General features: G+C 64.0%; 23 protein-coding genes. 13 read left to right on the top strand and 10 right to left on the bottom strand.

Annotated features, from left to right (window positions below; genetic code table 11):
- Positions 1-261: 261 nt before the first annotated feature.
- The 3 genes from JQ586_RS07265 to JQ586_RS07255 are packed head-to-tail and all read left to right on the top strand — an operon-like array spanning position 262 to position 3,288.
- Positions 262-1,128: a TauD/TfdA family dioxygenase gene (locus JQ586_RS07265; protein ID WP_212393823.1), complete on the top strand. Its 867-nt coding sequence runs from the start codon at positions 262-264 to the stop codon at positions 1,126-1,128.
- 47 nt (positions 1,129-1,175) lie between these two features.
- Complete coding sequence (locus JQ586_RS07260) at positions 1,176-1,970, top strand: SDR family NAD(P)-dependent oxidoreductase (RefSeq protein ID WP_212393822.1); 795 nt, start codon at positions 1,176-1,178, stop codon at positions 1,968-1,970.
- Positions 1,971-2,016: 46 nt separating this feature from the next.
- Positions 2,017-3,288 (top strand): MFS transporter, encoded by a 1,272-nt coding sequence (locus tag JQ586_RS07255; protein ID WP_212393821.1) that lies wholly within the window; start codon positions 2,017-2,019, stop codon positions 3,286-3,288.
- A gap of 120 nt (positions 3,289-3,408) precedes the next feature.
- Here JQ586_RS07255 and JQ586_RS07250 read toward each other — a convergent pair whose 3' ends face one another.
- Entirely contained in the window at positions 3,409-3,987 is a 579-nt protein-coding gene (locus JQ586_RS07250; RefSeq protein WP_212393820.1) for a TetR/AcrR family transcriptional regulator, read from the bottom strand.
- 202 nt (positions 3,988-4,189) lie between these two features.
- On the opposite strand from JQ586_RS07250, the gene JQ586_RS07245 reads away from it, so the two are divergent.
- On the top strand, positions 4,190-5,392 hold the full coding sequence (locus tag JQ586_RS07245; protein ID WP_249147376.1) for an alpha/beta fold hydrolase: 1,203 nt from the start codon (positions 4,190-4,192) through the stop codon (positions 5,390-5,392).
- A 218-nt stretch (positions 5,393-5,610) separates the two neighbouring features.
- Here JQ586_RS07245 and JQ586_RS07240 read toward each other — a convergent pair whose 3' ends face one another.
- Entirely contained in the window at positions 5,611-6,447 is an 837-nt protein-coding gene (locus JQ586_RS07240) for a lytic transglycosylase domain-containing protein (protein WP_409410966.1), read from the bottom strand.
- Positions 6,448-6,766: 319 nt separating this feature from the next.
- Between JQ586_RS07240 and JQ586_RS07235 the strand changes: the two genes are divergently transcribed.
- Both JQ586_RS07235 and JQ586_RS07230 read left to right on the top strand, forming a co-directional pair.
- Positions 6,767-7,756 carry a L,D-transpeptidase gene (locus tag JQ586_RS07235; protein WP_212393817.1) on the top strand — a complete coding sequence of 330 codons (990 nt, stop codon included), beginning with the start codon at positions 6,767-6,769 and terminating at the stop codon, positions 7,754-7,756.
- 210 nt (positions 7,757-7,966) lie between these two features.
- Positions 7,967-8,728, top strand: a complete 762-nt coding sequence (locus JQ586_RS07230) for a carbonic anhydrase (protein ID WP_212393816.1) — start codon at positions 7,967-7,969, stop codon at positions 8,726-8,728.
- 211 nt (positions 8,729-8,939) lie between these two features.
- On the opposite strand, the gene cax is transcribed toward JQ586_RS07230, so the two are convergent.
- Positions 8,940-10,043: a calcium/proton exchanger gene (gene cax, locus JQ586_RS07225; protein WP_212393859.1), complete on the bottom strand. Its 1,104-nt coding sequence runs from the start codon at positions 10,041-10,043 to the stop codon at positions 8,940-8,942.
- Between the two features lie 227 nt (positions 10,044-10,270).
- Between cax and JQ586_RS07220 the strand changes: the two genes are divergently transcribed.
- Positions 10,271-10,762, top strand: a complete 492-nt coding sequence (locus tag JQ586_RS07220) for a hypothetical protein (protein ID WP_212393815.1) — start codon at positions 10,271-10,273, stop codon at positions 10,760-10,762.
- An 83-nt stretch (positions 10,763-10,845) separates the two neighbouring features.
- On the opposite strand, the gene thrS is transcribed toward JQ586_RS07220, so the two are convergent.
- Positions 10,846-12,051 carry a threonine--tRNA ligase gene (thrS, locus tag JQ586_RS07215; RefSeq protein ID WP_212393814.1) on the bottom strand — a complete coding sequence of 402 codons (1,206 nt, stop codon included), beginning with the start codon at positions 12,049-12,051 and terminating at the stop codon, positions 10,846-10,848.
- Between the two features lie 240 nt (positions 12,052-12,291).
- A complete protein-coding gene (locus tag JQ586_RS07210) occupies positions 12,292-12,675 on the bottom strand; it encodes a hypothetical protein (RefSeq protein ID WP_212393813.1) in 384 nt (127 codons plus the stop codon).
- Positions 12,676-12,867: 192 nt separating this feature from the next.
- On the opposite strand from JQ586_RS07210, the gene JQ586_RS07205 reads away from it, so the two are divergent.
- The gene (locus JQ586_RS07205) at positions 12,868-13,425 is read left to right on the top strand and encodes a thiamine pyrophosphate-binding protein (RefSeq protein ID WP_212393812.1); all 558 of its coding nucleotides are present in this window, start codon (positions 12,868-12,870) and stop codon (positions 13,423-13,425) included.
- Positions 13,425-14,018 (top strand): thiamine pyrophosphate-dependent enzyme, encoded by a 594-nt coding sequence (locus JQ586_RS07200; RefSeq protein ID WP_212393811.1) that lies wholly within the window; start codon positions 13,425-13,427, stop codon positions 14,016-14,018. Before JQ586_RS07205 ends, JQ586_RS07200 begins: the two co-directional genes overlap by 1 nt.
- A 14-nt stretch (positions 14,019-14,032) precedes the next feature.
- Here JQ586_RS07200 and JQ586_RS07195 read toward each other — a convergent pair whose 3' ends face one another.
- Positions 14,033-14,956: a LysR substrate-binding domain-containing protein gene (locus JQ586_RS07195; RefSeq protein WP_212393810.1), complete on the bottom strand. Its 924-nt coding sequence runs from the start codon at positions 14,954-14,956 to the stop codon at positions 14,033-14,035.
- Between the two features lie 119 nt (positions 14,957-15,075).
- Between JQ586_RS07195 and JQ586_RS07190 the strand changes: the two genes are divergently transcribed.
- Genes JQ586_RS07190 through JQ586_RS07180 form a run of 3 tightly spaced genes read left to right on the top strand, consistent with a single transcriptional unit; the run spans position 15,076 to position 18,234 of the window.
- Positions 15,076-16,245: an acyl-CoA dehydrogenase family protein gene (locus JQ586_RS07190; protein WP_212393809.1), complete on the top strand. Its 1,170-nt coding sequence runs from the start codon at positions 15,076-15,078 to the stop codon at positions 16,243-16,245.
- A gap of 9 nt (positions 16,246-16,254) precedes the next feature.
- Positions 16,255-17,355 carry a CaiB/BaiF CoA-transferase family protein gene (locus tag JQ586_RS07185; RefSeq protein ID WP_212393808.1) on the top strand — a complete coding sequence of 367 codons (1,101 nt, stop codon included), beginning with the start codon at positions 16,255-16,257 and terminating at the stop codon, positions 17,353-17,355.
- Positions 17,356-17,382: 27 nt separating this feature from the next.
- Positions 17,383-18,234: a MaoC family dehydratase N-terminal domain-containing protein gene (locus JQ586_RS07180; protein ID WP_212393807.1), complete on the top strand. Its 852-nt coding sequence runs from the start codon at positions 17,383-17,385 to the stop codon at positions 18,232-18,234.
- 45 nt (positions 18,235-18,279) lie between these two features.
- Here JQ586_RS07180 and JQ586_RS40390 read toward each other — a convergent pair whose 3' ends face one another.
- The 4 genes from JQ586_RS40390 to JQ586_RS07160 all read right to left on the bottom strand — a co-directional run bounded on the left by JQ586_RS40390 (position 18,280) and on the right by JQ586_RS07160 (position 21,294).
- Positions 18,280-18,516, bottom strand: a complete 237-nt coding sequence (locus tag JQ586_RS40390; protein WP_409410969.1) for an antibiotic biosynthesis monooxygenase family protein — start codon at positions 18,514-18,516, stop codon at positions 18,280-18,282.
- A 95-nt stretch (positions 18,517-18,611) separates the two neighbouring features.
- Positions 18,612-19,982, bottom strand: coding sequence for an epoxide hydrolase family protein (locus JQ586_RS07170; RefSeq protein WP_212393806.1), 1,371 nt, complete (start codon positions 19,980-19,982; stop codon positions 18,612-18,614).
- Positions 19,979-20,629, bottom strand: coding sequence for an isochorismatase family cysteine hydrolase (locus tag JQ586_RS07165; RefSeq protein ID WP_212393805.1), 651 nt, complete (start codon positions 20,627-20,629; stop codon positions 19,979-19,981). The genes JQ586_RS07170 and JQ586_RS07165 overlap by 4 nt, the downstream gene beginning before the upstream one ends.
- A 56-nt stretch (positions 20,630-20,685) precedes the next feature.
- Positions 20,686-21,294, bottom strand: coding sequence for a VOC family protein (locus tag JQ586_RS07160; protein WP_212393804.1), 609 nt, complete (start codon positions 21,292-21,294; stop codon positions 20,686-20,688).
- A 113-nt stretch (positions 21,295-21,407) separates the two neighbouring features.
- Here JQ586_RS07160 and JQ586_RS07155 point away from each other — a divergent pair, with 113 nt between their 5' ends.
- Positions 21,408-21,914 (top strand): helix-turn-helix domain-containing protein, encoded by a 507-nt coding sequence (locus JQ586_RS07155; protein ID WP_249147374.1) that lies wholly within the window; start codon positions 21,408-21,410, stop codon positions 21,912-21,914.
- The last annotated feature ends 24 nt before the right edge of the window (positions 21,915-21,938 follow it).

Raw genomic sequence — 21,938 nt, 5'->3', positions numbered from 1 at the left:
TCGGTGTCGCGAACCGTCAAACGCGATGTCGCAGCCTGACGTACTGAACAATCAAGGAAGCGGCCGGAAACCGGCGGCATCACAGGGCGGAAACGGCGGAAAAACCATGCGCGCAATCGGTGCGGCTCAGGAAAGGCACGGATTGACCGACCGCTTCGGCGAGCCGCCGTGGTTCCCATCCTGACGGGTTCGTTTCCGTCCCGCACGTCACCGCCATCGTTCCCAGAACCACCTCACCACCTAACCAGATTGGAGCCGGATATGGCTTACGAAACTATCGAAGTACGCAAGACCACTCCGACGATCGGCGCCGAGATCTTCGGCATCGATCTCTCGCAGCCAATGAGCAACCGGCAATTCGACGAAATCCATCGGGCGCTGATGGAAAATCTCGTCATCTTCTTTCGCGACCAGCACCTGACCGTCGAGCAGCAAAAGGCTTTCGGCGCCCGGTTCGGCAAGCTGCATGTCCACCCGAACGCGGCGAAGGAGCTGCCGGATCACCCTGAGATCCTCGTCATCAAGGCCGACGAGAACAGCAAGCGCGTCGCCGGCGAATCCTGGCATTCCGACGTCTCCTGCGGTGAGGAGCCGCCGATGGGCTCGATCCTCTATATCCAGGAGATCCCGCCGGACGGTGGCGGCGACACGATGTTCGCCAACATGTATGAGGCCTATGAGAGCCTGTCGGAGCCGCTGCGCACGATGCTCGACGGGCTGACTGCGATCCACGATTCCTGGAAGGCGCATTCGGACCGCAAGCCCGGCGAGGGCAGCGACATGCAGTTCCCGCGCTTCGAGCATCCCGTGGTGCGCGTCCACCCGGTGACAGGCCGCAAGCTGCTGTTCGTCGATCGCGGCTTCACCACGAAAATCGTACAGCTCCGCCGGGCCGAGAGTGACGCGCTGCTCTCGTTCCTGTTCCAGCACATCGAGACGCCCAAGCTGTCGTGCCGGTTCAAATGGCAGAAGAACTCGATCGCCTTCTGGGACAATCGCTCCGCCCAGCACCAGGCCATTTTCGATTACTGGCCGCATCGGCGCTACGGGCACCGGGTCACGATCTGCGGCGACAAGCCATTCGGTGTCGCCAGGCAGATCTCGAATGCGAGCCTAGCGGCAAGCTAGGCGCACCTCGCGATCGAACAACAACATCCTGATCAATGAAGGCATCAATGACTGACCGCATCGACACGAACTTCCTCACGCAATGCTTCGGCCTGACGGGTCGTACGGCCATCGTCACGGGCGCCGGATCGGGCCTCGGCCGGCAGGCGGCAAAGACCCTCGCCGCCGCTGGCGCCGAGGTGGCGCTGCTCGGGCGCCGCGAGCAGCAATTGAAAGAGACCGAAGCCGAGATCCTCGGCGCAGGTGGGCACGCACGCTGCTTTCCGGTTGATGTGACCGACCAGACGGCACTGGACGCGGTGCTGGATCGGATTCAGCAGGACATGGCTCCGCTGTGGGCCCTGATCAACAATGCCGGCACAGGGGGACGCAGTCCACTTGCCGAGGTCAGCGCAGCTGCTGTTGACCGTATCCTGGGCCTGAACACCAAGGCGGCACTGTTCGTGGCAACCGCCTTCGCACGGCGCCTCACCGCAGCGCGCAGCCCCGGGCGCATCGTCAACATCTGTTCGCTCGCCGCGCAGTCGCACCCCGCGGGTCTCGGAATCTACGGGGCCAGCAAGGCGGCTCTCGAGCACCTGACGCGCACCATGGCCCACGAATGGGCGGCTCTTGGCATCAACGTGAATGCCATCAATCCGGGGTTCATCGAGACGGACATCAACCGTGCCATGCTGCAGACTTCAGCCGGAAAAATGATGATCGAGCGCCTGCCACGCAAGCGCGTGGGCACCCCGGACGCGCTGGACGGTGCGGTCTTGCTGCTGGCGTCGCCAGCCAGCGCCTTCATCACCGGTTCGACGCTGATCGTCGACGACGCACAGCGTTTCGGAGTCGCCTGAGACCTTCCGCTCGAAGCGAAAACCAATCCCGCCACTGGAGGCATCAATGTTCTGGAAGAAAAGTCCCGCCGCGGTACTGGCCAGCCTGCTGGTCATTCACGTGCTGGCTCACATCGACCGCAACATGCTGTTGGGCTTCTCGCCGCAGATCGTTGCAGACCTCAAGATCAGCAACGCCCAATACGGCTTCCTCGTGGGAGTGGTCTGGGTCCTGAGCTTCGGCTTCATGGCGGTCTTTCTCGGGTCGCTCGCCGACCGGTTCAGCCGCACGCGCATCATCGCAGCCGGCGTGTTCATCTGGAGCCTCTGCACATGGGCTTCCGGTCATGCAGAGAGCTTCGAGCAAATGGCGCTGGCGCGCTTCTTCGTCGCCAGCGGTGAGGCTGCCCTGGTGCCCGCAGCCGTTTCAATTCTGACGGAACTGTTCTCGGAGCAGAAGCGCAGCACGGTCATGGGTATCTTCTTCACCGGCATTCCCATGGGGATCGGCTGCAGCTTCCTGCTGGCCGGCACATTCGGTGCGTCGCATGGCTGGCGCACGACGTTCTATGCGCTGGGAGCGGCGGGGATTGTCATCGCCGCGCTGCTGGCCTTCCTGAAGGAGGATCGCGGCAGGACGACGGCCCACGAGCGCGGAGCGCCGTTCGTTCAGCAAGTCCGTACGGTGCTGGGCTTGATGCGCAGCCGTCCGGCGCTGTTGTTCCTGATCATCGGCTTCGTCATGCTTCATATCCTGTTCGCCGGACTGTCGTTCACTCAGCTGTGGATGGTGAAGGAAAGGGGCATGGACGCATCTTCCATCGCGTCTCGCATCGGCACATTGCAGTTGCTGTTTGGCGCCGTGGGGTCTGTGATCGGTGGTGTCGTCGGCGATCGCCTGGCGCGTCGACTTCCCGGCGGACACGCGGCCGTCATCGTGCTGTTCATTGCCATGTGTGCCGGCCCCATGGTCGCCTATCGCTTCGCGGCCCCGGGCTCATGGGCTTTCTATGTCGGCATGTGCGCCGGATTCTTCCTGCCACTGGCCTGTTACGGGTCGGCAAATGCCGGGATCATGAGCATGGTGCCGTCGCAGACGCGCTCGACGGTCGCCGGGTTCACGATGCTGAGCATCAATGTCTTCGCTATCGCGCTTGGAAACCTGGCGGCTGGCCGCGCGGTCGACGTGCTCGCGGCACAGGGCGTTTCCGCACCGCTGACGCATGTCGTGCTGGCGACCGACGTCATAGGGATCAGCTCGGCAATATTCTTTGCACTGGCCGCCCTGTTCTCGGCGCGGCAGCGCGATCTGTTGATCCCGGTGCCCGCCCGCGCCTAGAACGTGTACTCATGACGTGGCGGGCCGATGTCCGGTCAACGTCCGACAGCGGACCAAGAGCGGACATCGCAGACGGGCCCAGGAGCCGACACGAGCTTATCGCGACGGCGAACCTCCCCGTCATTGTGGTGATAGGCACCTTTGGCAACTAACATCTGCCAGCGCCTTGAATATAGCCGGCGTGCGTTCCAGGCGGGCGATCGTTCGCGCGCCTTCGAGGGCGGCTACCAATGCGGCTGCGGTGGAGGATGCGCGGGCGGGCGCGAAACCGCACCCCCTAAAATGCTCCGCAACAATCTCGGTCGAATCAACAAATCCGCGCGCTACCCGTTTGGTCAGTTCGGCGTCGAGCGCGGGCAGCTCATTCGCCAGATTCTGCATTAAACATCCATACTGGAAATCGGAGGCGACCATCTCGGCCGCGAATGTGCCGAAAATCTGCTGAACAAAATTCAGGGCATCACCCGTCGTATTCGCCGAGATATTTCGCAATAAGGCAATTCTACTCGCGACGTAATGATCGATTGCTTCTTCTGCGAGCTGTGCCTTGCCGCGTGGAAAGTGAAAGTAGAACGATCCTTTAGGCGCACCGCTTTCTTCAAGGATCTGGATCAACCCAGTCGCAGTGTAGCCCTGGATGCGAAACAGTCGTTCGGCCGTGGCAATCGCGCGCGCGCGGGCGTCAGTCTTACGTGGCATGCCGTGACCTAGCACGTTTCGCTTGACGCCTCTATGGCGATCGCCATACTATGGCGATCGACATATATAAAGGCTGGCGGTGCCCCTATACCATGTCCTAAGCCAAGATGCGTCCCGACGAGCCGTCTTGGCGATGGGCGCGGCCACCCTGGTCGCGGCTTTAGGTCGACCGCTCCGCGCAAACCCGACAGGAGGAACTGATTTGGCCACGTCACCATACGGCGAGGGAACGCTTCCCAAGGGGGTCCGCTCGCGCATGATCCACGGGGTCAACGGCCTCGATGTCCATATTCTCGAGGCGGGTTACGAAAGCCTCGGCCGGCCACTCGCGCTGCTTCTGCACGGCTTTCCGGATTTGGCTTACGGCTGGCGACACCTGATCCCGATTCTGGCAGACGCAGGATATCATGTCGTTGCGCCCGACCAGCGGGGCTTTGGCCGCACCACCGGCTGGGTGAACGACTATGACGCCCGACTGGAGCCCTTCAGCCTCCTGAATATGACGCGCGACGCCCTCGGATTGGTTTCGGCATTGGGATATCGGAGGACGGCGATGCTCGTCGGTCACGATACCGGTTCGCCCGTGGCGGCCTATTGTGCGCTAGCCCGCCCTGACGTCTTTCCCTCGGTGGCGCTAATGAGCGCACCGTTCCCCGGTCCGCCGGCGCTTCCGTTCGATACCGCACAAAGCGAGACATCGTCGGCTCAACCGAACACTGGAAATCAGGATCTAGCGGCCGCGCTGGCGGCGCTCGATCCGCCCAGACAATATTATCAGCAATATTTCAGCACACGGGAGGCGAACGATGAGATGCGGCGCCCCCCTCAAGGCTTACACACGTTTCTGCGCACATACTTCCAAGTCAAGAGCGCTGACTGGCCGGGAAATAAGCCGCATCCATTGAAGGCGCGATCCGCCAAAGAACTTGAACAACTGCCCACCTATTACGTCATGGATCTCGGCAAGACGATGCCCCAGACCGTCGCTCCATTCCAACCTTCCGCTGCCGAGGTCCTGGCCAGCAAATGGCTCACCGAACCGGAACTTGAAGTGTATACGGCGGAGTATGGCCGCACCGGGTTTCAAGGCGGCCTGATGGCTTACCGCGTCTTTTCCGATCCGGACCTAACCGCTGAGTTGCGCCTGTTTTCGGGCAAGACGATCGATGTCCCTTCGCTCTTCATCAACGGGAAGAGCGATTGGGGCACCTATCAGACGCCAGGCGCGGTCGATCTCATGAAGACGAAGGTGGCGACGAGGATGCGTGACATCGAGCTGATTGACGGCGCCGGTCACTGGCCCCAACAGGAGCAGCCGGTTCGGCTCGGCACGCTGCTGCTCGCCTTCATCAAGGAGGCCGGTGGGGCGGATCATTCCAGCGATTTTGGACCTGGCGGCCGTTAGCCCGGATCCCTATCCTCGCGCTCCGGGCTTTGAGTGTGCAGCAACGTGCCTCGCGTGACCGGAAGTGCGCGCCGGTACAGAAGGCTTTGTCGCGTTGCGTGGATTCCACCGAAAAGCAATCGCAGCGAGCCGAAGCTCGGCGCCAGTGAGTCCACGTCCTTGGCTCGAGCCGAAAGCGCTCTCCGGGATTTTGTTCGTCGGACCGGCCGTGCGATAGATCAGCCGGACGACTCGCGCGAGGCCAGGCGGACGGCATGGCCTCGCACAAGCTTTGTCCTGACATGGGCGAAGGCCCGCGGGAGCTTGCCGGACCGGGCATCACCCGGCCTGAGCAGGATCGCGACCCGCTTGCGCAGGCGGCCGGCGAGAGCGCTTTCCGCCAGTCGTGTGGCCTCGGCCTTGCGAATGATCATGGCCATGATGGGCGTGGGCGACGCCGGCACGATGGCGACATCCTTCGACCTGGACAGGCCGCCGACGCCTTCGCAGGGTGCCTCGGGCGGCAGATCGATGCGGATCGCGAGCCTGTGGGCGTCCTCGATCCAGTCCTCCGCCCTGGTGCCGGTGATGATCCGGACATAGTCGCGGGTCTCGCGCGGCAATTCGCCCTGCCTCGCAAGCCACTTCAGAATGCGGCCGCTGCCGGCATTGTAGGCGGCAGCCGCGAGTCCGAGATTGCCGAAATCGTCACGCAACTTGCGCAGGAGCCTGGCCGAAGCCGGCAGCGCCTTGAACGGATCGAAGGGATCGTCGAGACCGACATCCGCGGCCGTCTCCGGCATGAACTGCGCAACGCCCTGCGCGCCCGCCCGACTGATTTCGTCCAGGCGAAAGCGGCTCTCCTGCCAGATCAGCCGCGCAAAGAACGCGACGGGGATTTCGCTGGCCTCGGCGGCTTCTTTCAAGGCCTGGCAGAACGCATCGATTCCGGGTGCCGGGGGCTCGGCGACGCTGTTGTCGGCCTGGCCTGCCGGTGCCGGCGTTCCGACATCGACCATCGCACTGGATCCCTCGCCGGCGACTGCGCTTCCGACGAAGCGGGCCGCGAAGGACACGGCGTCCTCTGAGTCCTTTGAAACAGGGGAGATTTGCGTTGTTGAGACGTTGCTCGGGACCGGACTTGACGAACAATCGAAATCGAGCATCAAAACGAGAAGCGCGGCAAACGCCGCGATGACAAATCGCATTTGCTTGGGGGGACCTGGACTGTGGTGTGAGCGACGTGCAGGCGCACGTCCGGTAACCATTCTTTAACAGGTCGATTGCGGCGAAGCTGCGATCTCCGCGGTTCCACCTGATCGCGACGCGGCTATCGCATTGGAACTTTCGATGCTCCCCGTAGCTTTACGGAATGACCCACGCAGCGGATGCACGATGTTTCGAGCCCTTGTCATTGTCCTCCTGGTCATCTCGGCCGGGCCAGCGGCTGCAGCACAACTCGATGCGGCCTCCATCAATGACGCGGCGGCGCCGTCCGCAAAACCATCGCGCCATGACCAGACCAGCGCATCCATCGCCAGGCTCGAGATCCTGCTCGATCGCGCGCACTTTTCACCCGGCGAGATCGACGGCAAGCTCGGCGAGAATGCGCAGAAGGCGCTTGTGGCCTTCGCCGATTCGAATGGATTGTCCTTCGACAAGGTCGTGACGACTGATCTCTGGAACAAGCTGTCCGCCAGCAGCGATGGCGCGGCAATCGTCAACTACGAGATCGCCGAGGCAGACGTGAAAGGACCGTTCCTGAAGAAGCTGCCGGCGAAAATGGAGGCCATGAAGAGCTTGCCGGCCCTGGGCTACACCAGTCCGCGCGAAGCACTGGCCGAGAAATTCCACATGAGCGAGGCGTTGCTTCAGGCCATCAATCCCGGGCAGAAATTCGACAAGGCAGGCGAAACGATCGCGGTTGCAAACGTGCTCGTGTCAGGAAATCCGGCACCGGCTGCGCGCGTCGAGGTCGACAAGACGCGACAGACGGTCATGACGTACGACACAGCGGACAAGCTGCTCGCGTTCTATCCCGCAACGGTCGGCAGCACGGAGAAGCCGACGCCAAGCGGAACACTGAAAGTGACCGCGATCCAAAAGGATCCGACCTACCACTACAATCCCAAATACAGGTTCAGGGGCGTCAAATCGAAGAAGCCCTTCACGATCAGGCCCGGTCCGAACAATCCGGTCGGCTCGATCTGGATCAATCTCTCGGCCGAAGGCTATGGCATTCACGGCACCGCCAATCCCGGCAAGGTCAGCAAGGCAGCTTCGCATGGCTGCGTGCGATTGACCAATTGGGACGCGAATACGCTCGCTGCGAGCGTCAAGCGCGGCACGCCGGTGAGCTTCGTGGGTTCGCAGAGAGGGACGTGATCCGGGTTCCTGGCTCGGTCCCGCCGGAGCAAAGCAGAGTTGTCGTCGGTCAGAACCTGGTCGGACGCGCCATGGCTCTCGATCGACTATTTCGCTGGCTTACAACCCGGAGCCCCAAAGGCCAAACGCCTCCCCATTGATCAAGATCAAGATAGCGCCTCTCGGGCGAGCGACGCTGGTCCAGGACAAACTGGCTCGCCGGAGGCAATCATGCATCGTCGCCAGATATTGAAGGCTTTTGCGGGGGCTGCGCTATGTCCGCTGTGCGTGTCCGCCGGTCTTGCCAGCGAAAACCACCATTGGAGTTACGAGGGAGCGACCGGTCCCGACAAGTGGGGCGACCTCGATGCATCAAACGCGGTATGCTCAACTGGCAACCAGCAATCTCCCATCGACATCACCGGCACCGTCACGACCCGCCAGCCCTCGCTCAGGCTGAATTGGAGCAAGCGGCCCGACACGATCGTCAACAACGGGCACACCATCCAGCTCAACTTCGCGCAAGGTGACACGTTGGAGGTGGGAGATCGCAGCTTCGGGCTGACCCAGTTCCACTTCCATCATCCAAGCGAACACGTCGTCGATGGCAAGCGCTACGCGATGGAAGTACACTTTGTCCACGCGGCAGGAGAGGCCGGGCTCGCGGTTGTCGGCGTGTTCATCGCGCCGGGGAAGACCAACGCGGTGTTCAACAAGATCGTCTCGACCATGCCGGAAGAGGAAGGAGCGCCCGTTCCGGCAGACCCGGGTATCGATCCCGGCCGACTGTTGCCGGCCCAACGCCGCTATTATCACTACGAGGGATCGCTAACGACGCCGCCGTGCAGCCAGACGGTCGATTGGCTCGTGCTCGCTCACCCGGTCGAGGCCGCAGAGGCTGACATCAAACGCTTCGCCAAACTCTACCCGATGAACGCCCGTCCAGTGCAAAACCGTGACCGGCGCTTCATCCTGACGTCCAACCCACGGTGAACGACTTGTTGCCGACCAGATCGGCGGTGAGCGGAGACGGCTTGTGTTCTCGCTCTGGGTCTTGTTGGTCAGTCTGTCCATCTTGCGGGACGGGAGTGCTGCTGCGGTCAGTAGCGTTGAGCAGGATCAATCGTCGGATAACCGCCGGCGGCACGATGATCGAATGTTCATCGAATGGTGGGAGCCGATGACGGACCTGGCGGCAGATCCATCAGGCTGACGCATGCGATCCCGGCGGCACCATGTACAGCACCATTGCGAAGATCACGTAGATGAACACGAGCAAGGCGCCGATGAACCACGCCGACCGTCCGCTGTTGGTGATGAAGCACGATGTCACCGTGGCGATCATGACCATCGTTACCGCGCCCGGCCAGAACTGCAGGTCCATTGGTTTGGGACCAACAAAGTAACTCAGAAGCACCAGCACCGGCGCAACGAACAAGGCGATCTGGGAGGCGCTTCCGAGCGCGATGCTCACGCTCATGTCGAGGCGGTTCTTGCGCGCAGCAGAAAACGCAACGGTCATTTCAGCCGCCGCGCCGACCAGCGCGACGATGATGAAGCCGACGAACGCCGGGCTCAACCCCATGGCCTCCCCGGCCTTCTGCACCGAGCTCACGAATATCTCGCTCACCACGGCAACCAGCACTGTGACCACGATGAGTGTCCCGACCGCCAAGTTGATCGGCCAACCGGCGCCGCCCGCTTCGCCATGGTCCTCGCTTGCAAACAACTCCTTGTGGGTCTTGAGCGAGAACAGCAATCCCAGACCGTAGGCACAGATGAGCAACACGGCGAGACCGGTGCTGAGCTTCTGCGCCATCACCTCGCCTCGCGCCAGATCGAGGTCGGCGACTGCTGCCGGTGCGAGAAGCGCAATCGTCGCCATCAAGAGCAGCGCCGCGTACAACCTTCCTCCGGCGCGATTGTACTCCTGGACGTGGTGCCGGAGCCCGCCGAGCAGGAACGATGCGCCGAGCATGAAGAGCGAGTTGGTCACGATGGCGCCGGCGATCGATGCCTTGACCAGCATGTATTCTCCGGCATGAAGTGCTGCGATCGCGATGATCAGCTCAGTGAGGTTTCCGAGCGTCGCGTTGAGCAGACCGCCGATCGCATCGCCGGTTTTCTCCGCGACGCTCTCTGTCGCGTGACTAAGCAGGGCGGCCAATGGCACGATGGCCAGCACAGCAAGTACAAACAGGGCTGTGTGGGCGGACGGGGCCGTCTGTTCGACCACCAGCACGATGGGCACGAAGACCAGCATCCACAGCAGCGGTTGGTGCCGGATTTCCTTGAGCAGAAGGGTCATGGTGTTGTTCGCCGTCGCAGGCAACCGAGGGCCGGTCCGCTGTTGCCGATCTTCCGGGTCAGGGTTCCAATGGCATTGATTTGGATCAAGCATTGCAGGATAGGCCCGCGGGAGCATGGGACCTTCAAGACAAAGTCAAACATCCCTGGAAGGGCCGGGCCCGCGGCGCACAGGCAACACTTCTGGAAGCCGCAGGATCGCAGGCACCTCACTATCAGGAGGGCTTCATGGTTCGCTTCGGTTTGATCGGTCTCGCGGCAGCCATTCTCGTCGCTGCCAGTCTGGCTCCAGATGATGCCCTCGCCCGCCGCGGCGGGGGTGGTGGCGGTTTTCGTGGCGGTGGCGGCGGGTTTCATGGCGGCGGCATGCGTGGCGGTGGTTTTCACGCGGGTGGCTATCGGGGCGGTGCGGTTCATGCCGGACGCATTCATGGCGGCCGCGGTTATGCCGGTCGTCCGCGCCCTGGTCATCCGATCGCGGGCCGTCCCGGACGTCCGGGCTACCCGGTCGCAGGCCGGCCGGGCCGTCCAGTTGCCGGCTACCCGGGTTATGGTGGCCGCTACTATCGCGGCTACGGCTATGGCGCCGCCGCTGTAGGGGCCGCCGCGGCGGCAGGCGCGTACGGCTACTACAACAATTACTACAACAACAGCTGTTACTACGACGCGTCCGGGAACTACGTGTGTCCGGGTCAGTATCAGAACGGATATCAGTACTGACAAAATCTATCGAGCGAGCGGCGTTGCCGGGAGCGGTCGCAACCGTCCCCAGCGTGGCCGCCGCTGGTCGTTGTTGCGCATGGTCATCGAAGCTCGATGCCATGTTCGGCAGAAATTCTGGACAGCCGCGCCACCGCTTCGTCGCGGTCGATGGCCCATTGCCCGTGCTTCGACCTGAGGGTGACGAAGCCATCCTGCGCTTCCCGTTTGCCGAGAACCGCGACGACCGGCACCAGCAGGTCGTGGCTGTCGACGATGCGCCGCGAGAGCGTTTCGGCCTGGTCGAAGAGTTCGGGCCGAAGCCCGGCCGCGACGAGGCGGCGCAGGAAATCCCGCGCGACATCGTGCTGCTGCTCGGCGACCGGCATGACGGCGACCTGCACGGGCGCGAGCCAGAACGGCAGTCGTCCGTGGTAATGCTCGAGCAGGATTCCGATCAGGCGCCCCATCGAACCGAACACGGCATGGTGCAGCATCACCGGCACCGCGCGGTTTCCGCCGGCGTCGATGTAGGAGGCGTCGAGCCGCGCGGGCAGAACGAAATCGAGCTGGATGGTGCCGCATTGCCATGAGCGCCCCTGCCGGTCGCGCAGGGAGAACTCCAGCTTCGGGCCATAGAATGCGCCTTCGCCGGGTTGCAGCACAGGCGCGAGACCAGCTGCCCGCGCTGCAGTCAGCAATTGCGCTTCCGATCGATCCCAATCCGCATCCGATCCGGCCCGCCGCTCCGGGCGCAGCGAGAGCGCGACGCCAAAATCGTCGAAGCCGAGCCGGGCATAGACCGACGACAGCATCGCGACGAAGCGGGCCACTTCGGCCTCGACCTGTTCCGGCATGCAGATGACATGCGCATCGTCCTGGACAAAGCCGCGCGTCCGCATCAGGCCATGCATCGAGCCCGACGGTTCATCGCGGTGACACGCGCCGAACTCGGACAGCCGCATCGGCAGATCGCGCCAGGAGCGCAAGCCCGCGTTGAAGATCTGCAGGTGGCAGGGGCAACTCATCGGCTTGAGCGCCATGTCGCGTCCGTTTTCGCGCGGTACGACGAACATGTTGTCGCCGAACTTCTGCCAATGCCCTGACCGCTCCCACAGGCTCCGCGGCAGGAGCTGCGGCGACTGCACCTCTTCATAGCCGGACTGCCGCATCAGGCTGCGGATGAATTCCTCGAGCTGACGGTAGAGTCGCCAGCCCGCGGGGTGCCAGTAGACCATGCCCGGCGCGTCCTCTTCGAGGTGGAAGAGGTCGAGGCGGCGGGCCAGGATCCGGTGATCGTCTTGTTCCATGGTGCTGTCCTTGCATGAAGCCGGACAGCATCAGGAATAAAAAAACCCCGCGCTGATCCGGCGGGGTTGTGGTCGAGAACGCGTTTTCTTCAGCGCATCAGACGACCGGCCACCGCAAAGCGATGGTGGTGGCGGTGCTGTTGATGGCGAGGTGCTGTCTCATGGCCGGCAATATGGGTGAGACCGCAGGTGGTGTCAATGTCGGCCCGGATGTGGTTCGCGAGCGTTGAGCTCGAAGACTCAAAACTCGAATGGCACAACCGATACCGACATCTTGCCATCGGACGATTGCTGGACCGTGAAATCGATCCTCTTGGTCGCCTTTATGTTGCCGAACAGCACGGAAATCCCGCCGCTACATTGCAGCGTTCGCTTGTCGCCACCTGCCGAGGTCGTGACGATCTTCTGGCCGAGCACATAGATCGGCTTGGCGTTCTCCGGATCGGCCTTTGCCGTTGACTGCTTGGCGGCATAGTTGACCAGCGCGTTGCGGTGGTCGTCCGCAACGGCCTGGAGCACGGCATTGCGCGTTTCGATCGAATCGCAATCGAGCTTGTCGCCGCAGCCGCCGAGAAGAAGCAGGAACGGAAAGCTCACGAAGGCAAGCGATCGATTGCAGGGCATTCAACGTGCTTTGCGCGGTTGCGGACGTTCGACAACAAAACCGGCAAAGCAATGTTCCTGTGAGGTTCCATTCCGGCCCCTATAAAATTCCGGCATAGCTGCGCGAGCCAGATGCGAAGGGAATAATATCGCGATCTGGCCTAAGCCCTCGGTACGGACGACGCGCCCTTGCGCACCCTAGCCGAGGCCCTCATGGACCAGATTGCCGTTCACCAGGACAACGCGACCAGCCGCGACTGGCCGGTTGCGATCTACCGCACGCTGAAGGATTTCGGCGTCGCGCAGCTGTGCTACGTCCCCGATGCGGGGCATTCGAAGCTGATCAGGCTTTCGCACGCGGATGCCGACATCAAGACCACGGTGCTGACCACCGAGGAGGAAGGCGTGGCGCTCGCCGCCGGCGCCTGGCTCGGCGGCGACCGCGCCGTGCTCTTGATGCAGTCGAGCGGCGTCGGCAATTGCGTCAACATGCTCTCGCTGATGGCGAGTTGCCGCTTTCCGCTGCTCACGCTGGTGACGATGCGCGGCGAATGGGCCGAGTTCAATCCCTGGCAGATCCCGATGGGCAAGGCGACGCCGCAGGCGTTCGAGATCATGGGCACGACGGTGTTGCGGCTCGACGATCCCGATGAGGCCGATGAGGTGATCTCGGCCGCCGCCTCGCTCGCCTATGACGGCGACCAGCAGGTCGCGGTGCTGATCTCGCAGCGCATGATCGGCCGCAAGAAGTGGACCAGGGAGACGCACTGATGTCGTCAGCAACAGGCACGCTCGATCGCCGCGCGGTCGTCAAGGCGCTGCTCGCCGAACGCGGCGAACTGCTCGTGATCTCCGGGCTCGGCTCCTCGTCCTATGATGTGTTCGACGCCGGCGAGCATCCCGGCAACTTCTATCTCTGGGGCGCGATGGGCGGTGCCGCGATGGTCGGCCTCGGGCTGGCGCTGGCGCAGCCGAAGCGACCGGTGCTCGTGATCACCGGCGACGGCGAGCAGCTGATGGGGATCGGCAGCCTGCTCACGATCGCGACCAGGCAGCCCGGCAATCTCTCGATCGCGGTGCTCGACAACGGCCATTTCGGCGAGACCGGGATGCAGCTCAGCCATTCCGGCCTGGGCGCCAAGCTCGAGGTGATCGCGAGCGGCGCAGGCATTCCCTCGGTCAGCGACATCGCCGACATGGCCGGCATCGAGCGCTTGCGCGCGAGCCTGCAGGATTTGCGCGGCGGCCCGCGGCTGGCGCGGATCCGCATTTCGGCCGGCGAGGTCGAGCGCGCGCTGCCGCCGCGCGACGGCACCTTTCTGAAGAACCGTTTCCGCAGCCATCTCGGCTTTGCGGTGAAGTGATGCGAAAGACGCGCTCAGGCGAGCTGGATGTCCCAGAGCCCCTCGGCGCGGCACGCGGCGACCTCGTCGCGCAGCAGTTTCGCAATCAGCGTGATCGCGTTCGAGCCGGGGTGCTCGACCGGCGACGCCAGGGTCAGCTCGCGCCGCGGCGCGGGCCGTGCGATAGGCGCGGTCTCCAGCCGGCCCTCCGCCACCTCGCCGCGCACCGAGGATGGCGGCAGCAGCGTATATCCGAGCCCCTCCTCCACCAGGCTGGTGAGCACGCGGAACGAATCCGCCTCCAGCTTGACGTCGAGGTCGATCTTCTTCCTTGCCGCGGCATGCTCGATCAGCGCGCGGAGGCCGTGCGAATGACTTGGAAGCACCAGCCGCTGGCGCATCAGCCAGCCGATCTCGACCTGCTTCTTCTGCTTCAGCCCGCTGCCGCGCGGCCCAACCGCGACGATCGAGTCACGGCCGAGGCTCTGCACCGCCAGATGCAGATCGACCGACGGGCCGTAGATCACGGCGAGATCCATCTCGCCGCGATGCAGCCACTCGATCAAATGGCCGCTGTAGCTCTCGACGATGCAGAGCGCGATGCCGGGATAACGCTCCACCGTGCGCCGCGCCAGCCGCGCCGATATCACGCAGCTCACGGTCGGCACGAGGCCAAGCACCACGCGCCCGGACGGCGCGCCGCCGGCGGACTGGATGTCGTCGCGGATCTGGTCGATCTGCCGCACGATACCGCCGGTGCGGGCGAGCAGGAGCCGGCCGGCATCCGTCAGCACCATGCCTCGGCCGTTGCGCGTGAACAATTCGGTGCGCAGCTCGTGCTCGAGAAGCTTGATCTGCCGGCTCAGCGCCGGCTGCGCGACCCGCAAGGTATCGGAGGCTTTGCTCAGACTCCCGAGTTCCGCTACGCACGCAAAGGTCCTAAGCTGGCGGAAATCCATACTTGCCAATCCTGGAAGGCAGGTTCATACGCTATAACAAAACAGCATAGGGAGTTTACCGGGGCCCCACAACAGCGGGCGCTTTGCCCCTCATCCGTGCAACTAAGCAAGACAGAACAATGACCGCACACGACACCCAGCAGGACGACCATTCCGACATCCGCGACGCCGTCGCAAAACTCTGCGCGCAGTTTCCCGGCGAATACTGGCGCAAGCTCGATCGCCAGATGGCCTATCCGAAGGAGTTCGTCGATGCGCTGACGGAAGCCGGCTATCTCTCGGTACTGATCCCCGAGGAATATGGCGGCGCCGGGCTGAAGCTCTCGGCGGCGGCGGCGATCCTGGAGGAGATCCAGCGGGCGGGCTGCAACGGCGGCGGATGCCACGCCCAGATGTACACGATGGGCACGGTGCTGCGGCACGGCAACGACGCCCAGAAGGCAAGGTACCTGCCGAAGGTCGCGACCGGCGAGTTGCGGCTGCAGGCGTTCGGCGTGACCGAGCCGACCAGCGGCACCGACACCTCGTCGCTGAAGACCACGGCGCGCCGCGACGGCGACCATTACGTCGTCAACGGCCAGAAGATCTGGACCAGCCGCGCCGAGCATTCCGACCTGATGATCCTGCTCGCGCGCACCACGCCGAAGGAGCACGCGAGGAAGCGCACCGACGGGCTGTCGGTGTTCATCGTCGACATGCGCGAGGTCAAGGGCAAGGGACTGGAGATTCGTCCGATCCGGACGATGATGAACCACGCGACGACCGAAGTGTTCTTCACCGACATGAAGGTGCCGGCCGGGAATCTGATCGGCGACGAAGGCAAGGGCTTTCGCTACATCCTCTCGGGCATGAACGCCGAGCGCATCCTGATCGCCGCCGAATGCATCGGCGATGCCAAGTGGTTCATTGCCAAGGCGACCAACTATGCCAAGGAGCGCAGCGTGTTCGGCCGGCCGATCGGCCAGAACCAGGGCATCCAGTTCCCGATCGCGAAAGCCTACGCCTCGATGCGCGCCGCCGAGCTGATGGTGAAGGAAGCCACCCGCAAGTATGAAGCCGGGCTCGATTGCGGCGCCGAGGCCAACATGGCCAAGATGCTGGCGGCGGACGCCTCGTGGGAAGCCGCCAATGCCTGCGTGCAGACCCATGGCGGCTTCGGCTTCGCGGAAGAGTATGACGTCGAGCGCAAGTTCCGCGAGACGCGGCTTTATCAGGTGGCGCCGATCTCGACCAATCTGATCCTGTCCTTCGTCGCCGAGCACGTGCTCGGCATGCCCCGTTCCTACTGAGTTCGCACCATGTTGCCGCTTGAGGGATTGACCGTCATCGCCGTCGAACAGGCGGTCGCCGCGCCGTTCTGCTCGTCACGCCTGGCCGATGCCGGCGCCCACGTCATCAAGGTGGAGCGGCCGGAAGGCGATTTCGCCCGCGGCTATGACGCCGCCGCGAAAGGCCAGAGCAGCTATTTCGTCTGGCTCAATCGCGGCAAGGATTCCGCGGTGATCGATCTCGCCACCAAGGAAGGCCGCGCCACGCTGGAGGAATTGATCGCAGGCGCCGACGTGCTGCTGCAGAACCTCAAGCCGGGCTCGATGGACAAGCTCGGCTTCTCGCGCGAGCGGCTGCGCAAGGATTATCCGAAGCTGATCATGTGCACGATCACAGGCTACGGCGACACCGGTCCCTATGCCGACCGCAAGGCCTATGACCTGCTGATCCAGGCCGAGAGCGGCCTCGCCTCGATCACCGGCGGGCCGGAAGGCGCCTCGCGTGTCGGCATGTCGATCGTCGACGTCGCCACCGGCGCCACCGCGCATGCCGCGATCCTCGAGGCGCTGATCGGTCGCGGCCGCACCGGCCAAGGCGCCGACATCCGCATCTCGATGTTCGACGTGATGGCGGACTGGCTCACCGTGCCGCTGCTCAATGCCGAGAACGGCAAGCCGCCGCAGCGCATCGGCCTCGCCCATCCCTCGATCGCGCCCTACGGCGTGTTCCGCTCCAGGGACGGCAAGGAGATCCTGATCTCGATCCAGAGCGAGCGCGAGTGGAAGAAGCTGTGCGCCGACGTGCTCGGCCAGCCAGCCCTGCCCGACGATCCGCGCTTTGCCAACATGGTCGAGCGCGTGCACAACCGCACGCAGACCGATCAGATCGTCGGTGACGCCTTTGGCCGGCTGACGCGCGAGGAGCTATTGGCGAAGCTCGCCGGAGCCGACATCGCGTTTGCCGAGGTCAACAGCATGGCCGACCTCGCCACGCATCCTCACTTGCGCCGCATCGAGGTCGACACGCCGAACGGCCGTGTCGCCTATCCGGCACCCGCGGCGATCGTCGTCGGCGAGGACAGGCACTACGGCGCAGTGCCCGCGATCGGCGAGCGCACCAGGCGCTCATAGGACATCGCCCGCTCGGAGCAGGAAACCATGACCGACAAGCTCGATCTCGATCATCTTCGCCAGTGGATCGGCCGCAGCACGGAGGCATCCGACGTCGTTACCGCGCATCTCGTGATGGGCCTGCGTGCGACGCTGTTCCAGGAGATCGGCGAGCCGAAGGTAGGCGATGCCGCGCCGTGGACCACGCATTGGTGCCTGGGCCAACCTGTGTTTCCGATGTCGCAGCTTGGCCCGGACGGCCACCCGACCCGTGGCGGCTTCCTGCCGCCGGTGCCGCTGCCGCGCCGGATGTGGGCCGGCGGCGAGCTGGAATTCCTCGATGCCCTGCGCGTCGGCGATACGCCGACGCGCACCTCGCGCATATCGGACGTCACCGTGAAATCAGGCTCGACCGGCACGCTGTGCTTCGTCTCGGTCAATCACGAGGTGACGACGTCGCGCGGGCTCGCGATCCGCGAGCGGCAGGATATCGTCTATCGCGAGATCACCACGGCATCGGCTGCGCCGGCCAAGGCCCCTCCTCCGCCGCCGGTCGCAAAGCACCGCGAGAGCCACGTCTCCGACCCGGTGCTGCTGTTCCGTTACTCGGCACTGACCTTCAACGGCCACCGCATCCACTACGATCGCGATTACGTGACCAAGGTCGAGGGCTATCCGGGCCTGATCTTCCACGGCCCGCTGCAGGCTGCCTTCATCGTCGAACTCGCCGCCAGGCTGCGCGGCGGGAAGCCGCCGAAGAAGCTGTCCTACCGCGGCGTGCAACCGCTGTTCGAGGGCAGCGAGTTCTCCATCAACGCCAACGACACCGACGGCGGAATGGAGCTGTGGACCGCGAATGCGGAGGGGCAGCCGACCATGAAGGGCACGGCGAGCTGGTAAGGCGCGCCGCGCGGCCCTCAACGAGACATGACGCGGCGGCCGCGCCTATTCGGCAGGCGTGCACCATGTCGCGGTAATCTTCACCGCGCCGAGCGCCGCTGACTCCGCACGAAACTGCGCGATCGATGGCGCATTGCGATGCGCCGCGAGTGCGGCGTCGTCCTGATAGACCTCATGGATCAGCAGCTTCGAGGCGTCCTCGCGAGGCACCAGGATGTCGAACTTCAACGTGCCGGGCTCGTCCTTGAGCGAACGGGCACCATGCGCCGCCAGGAGCGGCAGCAGCTGATCCCGCTTCTAGGCGGCGACCTCGACGGTGGCGAAGATTGCGAGCTTGGACATGACGAATTCTCCTTTGGGTTATGAGGCCTTCAGTCTCACGCATTACGCAGCGGCCGGAAGGCGTCGCGAACCTCCCGGCTGAAGATGGCGGGCTGCTCCCACGCCGCGAAGTGGCCGCCGGCCTCGGCCTGATGGAAGTAGATCAGGTGGTGATAGGCCTTCTCCGCCCAGCTGCGCGGCGCGACAAAGCTCTCGCCGGGAAACGCCGTCACCGCGGCCGGGATCGTGACACCGGCGGGCAGATAGAGGTTGTTCTTGTTTTCCCAGTAGAGACGCGCCGAGGAGATCGCGGAATTGGTGAGCCAATACAGCGTGATGTTGTCGAGCACGTCATCGCGCGTGAGCGCGCCCGCGGAATGTCCATTGACCGCACGTCCCTGTACCGCCGAGGTCATCGCCGAGGCCGGCTGCGCATAGCCATCGCCGTGATCGAGCAGCCATGCGGCAAGGCCGGCCGGCGAGTCGGCAAACGCGGCGAGCGACTGCGGGCGTGTGCCCATGATCTGCGCATAAGCGCGGCGTTTGGTGAACTGGAGCTTGATCTGGTCGAAGGCGTGCATCTCCTCGGCCGACAGACCTTCCGGTGCGGGACCGCTTGAGGCGATCGCCTTGAAGACATCGGGCGGCACGACGCCGGGCAGGTTGACGTGGATGCCGAGCAATTCCGGCGCGCCCAGCTTGGCCATTTCATTGGAGACCGGCGAGCCCCAGTCGCCGCCCTGTGCGACGAACTTGCGATAGCCGAGCCGCTTCATCAGCCCGACCCAGGCACCTGCGATGCGCCGGGGATCCCAGCCGGTCGTGGTCGGCTTACCGGAGAACCCGTAGCCGGGCATCGACGGAATCACGAGATGGAATGCATCGTCGGCGCTGCCGCCATGCTCCGTAGGATTGGTCAGGGGATCGATGATCTTCAGCTGCTCGATCACCGAACCCGGCCAACCATGGGTGACGATGAGGGGCAGCGCTTTGTCATGCTTCGAGCGAACGTGAATGAAATGAATATCCACCCCGTCGATCTCTGTGATGAATTGCGGCAGCGCGTTGAGCTTCGCCTCGAGCTTCCGCCAGTCATAGTCGGTCTGCCAGTAGCGCACGAGGTCGCGCAGCATGGCCTGCGGCACGCCCTGGGTATCGTCGTCGACGGTTTCCTTGTCGGACCAGCGGGTGGCCGCGAGACGCCGGCGAAGATCAACGAGATCTTCCTCGGCGATGTTGATGTGGAACGGGCGTATCGCATCGCTGGTTGCAGCCGACGCCCGGTGCGGCGGAAACAGGCTTGCGGCACCGGCGACGGCCAATCCCATCGCGGCGCCGGCGAGCAGCCTGCGCCTGTCGTGATCGATCGCTTCCTCGTTCGGTTCTGCCGCGGCGACCGCGACCGGCTTCTTCGAGCGGATGGTCATTTGACCGTCTCCTTTGATTGAGGTGCCTCCGGCAGGGCCGCGATCACCTCTGCGGTTGTCAGGATGGAATGAGCGTAGGTCGGGCCGTTCAGCTCGTGAGCGGCGTGCATCATTTCGTGGGTGAAGGCGGCGGTGCCGTCGCGCACCAGCGTGACGTGGTAACCGAGCTCCATGGCGAAGCGGGCCGTCGACTCGATGCAGGTGTTGGCGAGCAGGCCGACCACGATGACATGCGTGATCCCCTTCTGCTTCAGCAGGAAATCGAGATTTGTGTTGGCGAAACCGCTCTGGCCCCAATGCTCCTGGGCGACGAGGTCGCCGGGTTTCGGCGCGAAGTCGGGGTGCCATTCCCCGCCCCATTCGCCGCGCGCAAAGCTGTGGCGGTCCATGATCGCGCGCTGGGTTGGATTGGGATGATCCCAGTTCTCATAGTCGCCGGGCTCCCAGCGTCGATGCGGGACGATCACGACCTGGATATCGGCGGCGCGGACCGCGCCGTCGAGCCGGCGCAAATTGTCGAGCAGGCCGACCTGATCGGCGATCGGCTTGATCCGTGGAAAGACCTTGCCGCCCTCGGACAGGAAATCGTTGTAGGGATCGACGAGAAGCAGGGCAGTTCTCTCGCGGGGATAGCTGGTCTCGGACATCGATTGTCTCCCTCTATCGGCTCGCGGCCGGTTGGATTGGCTGCGATGACGTTGCTTCACTCGGGCAGTGGCTTGCCGGTCTGCTCGCGGACGATGTAGTCGGCGTACCAGTCGGGCCAGCTGTCGTCGTGCTTGCCGGTGCGCTTCTCGTGCTCGCCATGCGCGGTGGCTGCGCGCCGCAGCGCCGCGGCGAGATCGGTCGACGAGGTGAATGCCGTGCTGTCTGCGCTGACGCGTCCGGGTAGCCGCTGCGTGACTTGCTGCAGGAGCCAGACGTTGCCGTCCGGATCATTGAACGTGGCGAGTGCGCCGTAGCTCGGCCGTTCCGGATCCGGCCCCGCGACGCGGCCCTGCGGCCCGCGGTGAAACACCTCGCTGACGTCGGCGCCTCGCGCTATCAGCTCGGCACGCGCCGCCTCGATGTCGTTGACGATCAGGAAGCGCGGCAATGCGGGTCCGCTGCCGAGATGGATCGATGTCGGTGAGCCCGGAGGCGTCAACTGAAGGGCCCGCGACCCGTCGGGCCTGACGAAGTCGGCATCGAGCCGCCAGCCCAGGTTTTGATAGAATTTCTTGGCGCGGTCGACGTCGGAGACGGGAATGACGACAACCTCGAGCTTCAGATCGACTTGGCCCGGCCTGGGGGCCTTGCTTTCGGTGGTCACGGCTCGCTCCCTCCATGGTGATCAACCGGCCGAAGGTGGCCTGTTGCGTTTGCGATGATGATGGGCCATATTACTATGAAATTCATAGTGACAAGCCCGGTTAAGAAATCGTGATGACGAAAATGAAGGACAACACGACTGACCAAACACTCTGTCCGGTCGCCCGCGCGGAGACAGAGGTGGGCGACCGCTGGACGGTACTCGTTCTTCGTGAACTGTTCGCGCGCAGCCATCGCTTCGAGGAGATCCAGGCACAGACCGGCGCCACGCCGCAAATGGTCACGGCGCGTCTGAAGAAGCTGGAAGAAGACGGACTTGTGGAGCGGCGCGTCTACAACAAGCACCCGCTGCGCCACGAATATCATCTGACGGAAAAGGGCGAGGCCTTCTTTCCGGTGCTGCTGGCGCTGCGCGCCTGGGGCGAAGCCTGGTGCAAGTCGCGGAAGGAAGGCCGCGCCGTCAACTACACCCATCTAACCTGCGGCAAAGCGGCCGGGCTCGGCCCCGTCTGTGAGTCCTGCGGCGAACCGATACATCGCAACGAATTGGCGGCCGAGCGCGCTCCCAAATACCAGCGGGAGCGCGACGCGCGATGGGAGGCCTTCAAGGCAAGCCGTTGAATTTGACGCGCCGGTGCGCACGGA

Origin of the sequence: Bradyrhizobium jicamae, from assembly GCF_018130215.1 — a bacterium.
GTDB lineage: Bacteria > Pseudomonadota > Alphaproteobacteria > Rhizobiales > Xanthobacteraceae > Bradyrhizobium > Bradyrhizobium jicamae_A.
The sequence above is the reverse complement of the archived record's forward strand: the minus strand, read 5'-3'. Positions and strand labels throughout refer to the sequence as shown.

Excerpts from the sequence above, each read along its gene's own strand:
- JQ586_RS07265 (WP_212393823.1), top strand. The coding sequence starts at position 262 with ATGGCTTACGAAACTATCGAAGTACGCAAGACCACTCCGACGATCGGC.
- JQ586_RS07260 (WP_212393822.1), top strand. The coding sequence starts at position 1,176 with ATGACTGACCGCATCGACACGAACTTCCTCACGCAATGCTTCGGCCTG.
- JQ586_RS07255 (WP_212393821.1), top strand. The coding sequence starts at position 2,017 with ATGTTCTGGAAGAAAAGTCCCGCCGCGGTACTGGCCAGCCTGCTGGTC.
- JQ586_RS07250 (WP_212393820.1), bottom strand. The coding sequence starts at position 3,987 with ATGCCACGTAAGACTGACGCCCGCGCGCGCGCGATTGCCACGGCCGAA.
- JQ586_RS07235 (WP_212393817.1), top strand. The coding sequence starts at position 6,767 with ATGTTTCGAGCCCTTGTCATTGTCCTCCTGGTCATCTCGGCCGGGCCA.
- JQ586_RS07230 (WP_212393816.1), top strand. The coding sequence starts at position 7,967 with ATGCATCGTCGCCAGATATTGAAGGCTTTTGCGGGGGCTGCGCTATGT.
- cax (WP_212393859.1), bottom strand. The coding sequence starts at position 10,043 with ATGACCCTTCTGCTCAAGGAAATCCGGCACCAACCGCTGCTGTGGATG.
- JQ586_RS07220 (WP_212393815.1), top strand. The coding sequence starts at position 10,271 with ATGGTTCGCTTCGGTTTGATCGGTCTCGCGGCAGCCATTCTCGTCGCT.
- thrS (WP_212393814.1), bottom strand. The coding sequence starts at position 12,051 with ATGGAACAAGACGATCACCGGATCCTGGCCCGCCGCCTCGACCTCTTC.
- JQ586_RS07210 (WP_212393813.1), bottom strand. The coding sequence starts at position 12,675 with ATGCCCTGCAATCGATCGCTTGCCTTCGTGAGCTTTCCGTTCCTGCTT.
- JQ586_RS07205 (WP_212393812.1), top strand. The coding sequence starts at position 12,868 with ATGGACCAGATTGCCGTTCACCAGGACAACGCGACCAGCCGCGACTGG.
- JQ586_RS07200 (WP_212393811.1), top strand. The coding sequence starts at position 13,425 with ATGTCGTCAGCAACAGGCACGCTCGATCGCCGCGCGGTCGTCAAGGCG.
- JQ586_RS07195 (WP_212393810.1), bottom strand. The coding sequence starts at position 14,956 with ATGGATTTCCGCCAGCTTAGGACCTTTGCGTGCGTAGCGGAACTCGGG.
- JQ586_RS07190 (WP_212393809.1), top strand. The coding sequence starts at position 15,076 with ATGACCGCACACGACACCCAGCAGGACGACCATTCCGACATCCGCGAC.
- JQ586_RS07185 (WP_212393808.1), top strand. The coding sequence starts at position 16,255 with ATGTTGCCGCTTGAGGGATTGACCGTCATCGCCGTCGAACAGGCGGTC.
- JQ586_RS07180 (WP_212393807.1), top strand. The coding sequence starts at position 17,383 with ATGACCGACAAGCTCGATCTCGATCATCTTCGCCAGTGGATCGGCCGC.
- JQ586_RS07170 (WP_212393806.1), bottom strand. The coding sequence starts at position 19,982 with ATGACCATCCGCTCGAAGAAGCCGGTCGCGGTCGCCGCGGCAGAACCG.
- JQ586_RS07165 (WP_212393805.1), bottom strand. The coding sequence starts at position 20,629 with ATGTCCGAGACCAGCTATCCCCGCGAGAGAACTGCCCTGCTTCTCGTC.
- JQ586_RS07155 (WP_249147374.1), top strand. The coding sequence starts at position 21,408 with ATGACGAAAATGAAGGACAACACGACTGACCAAACACTCTGTCCGGTC.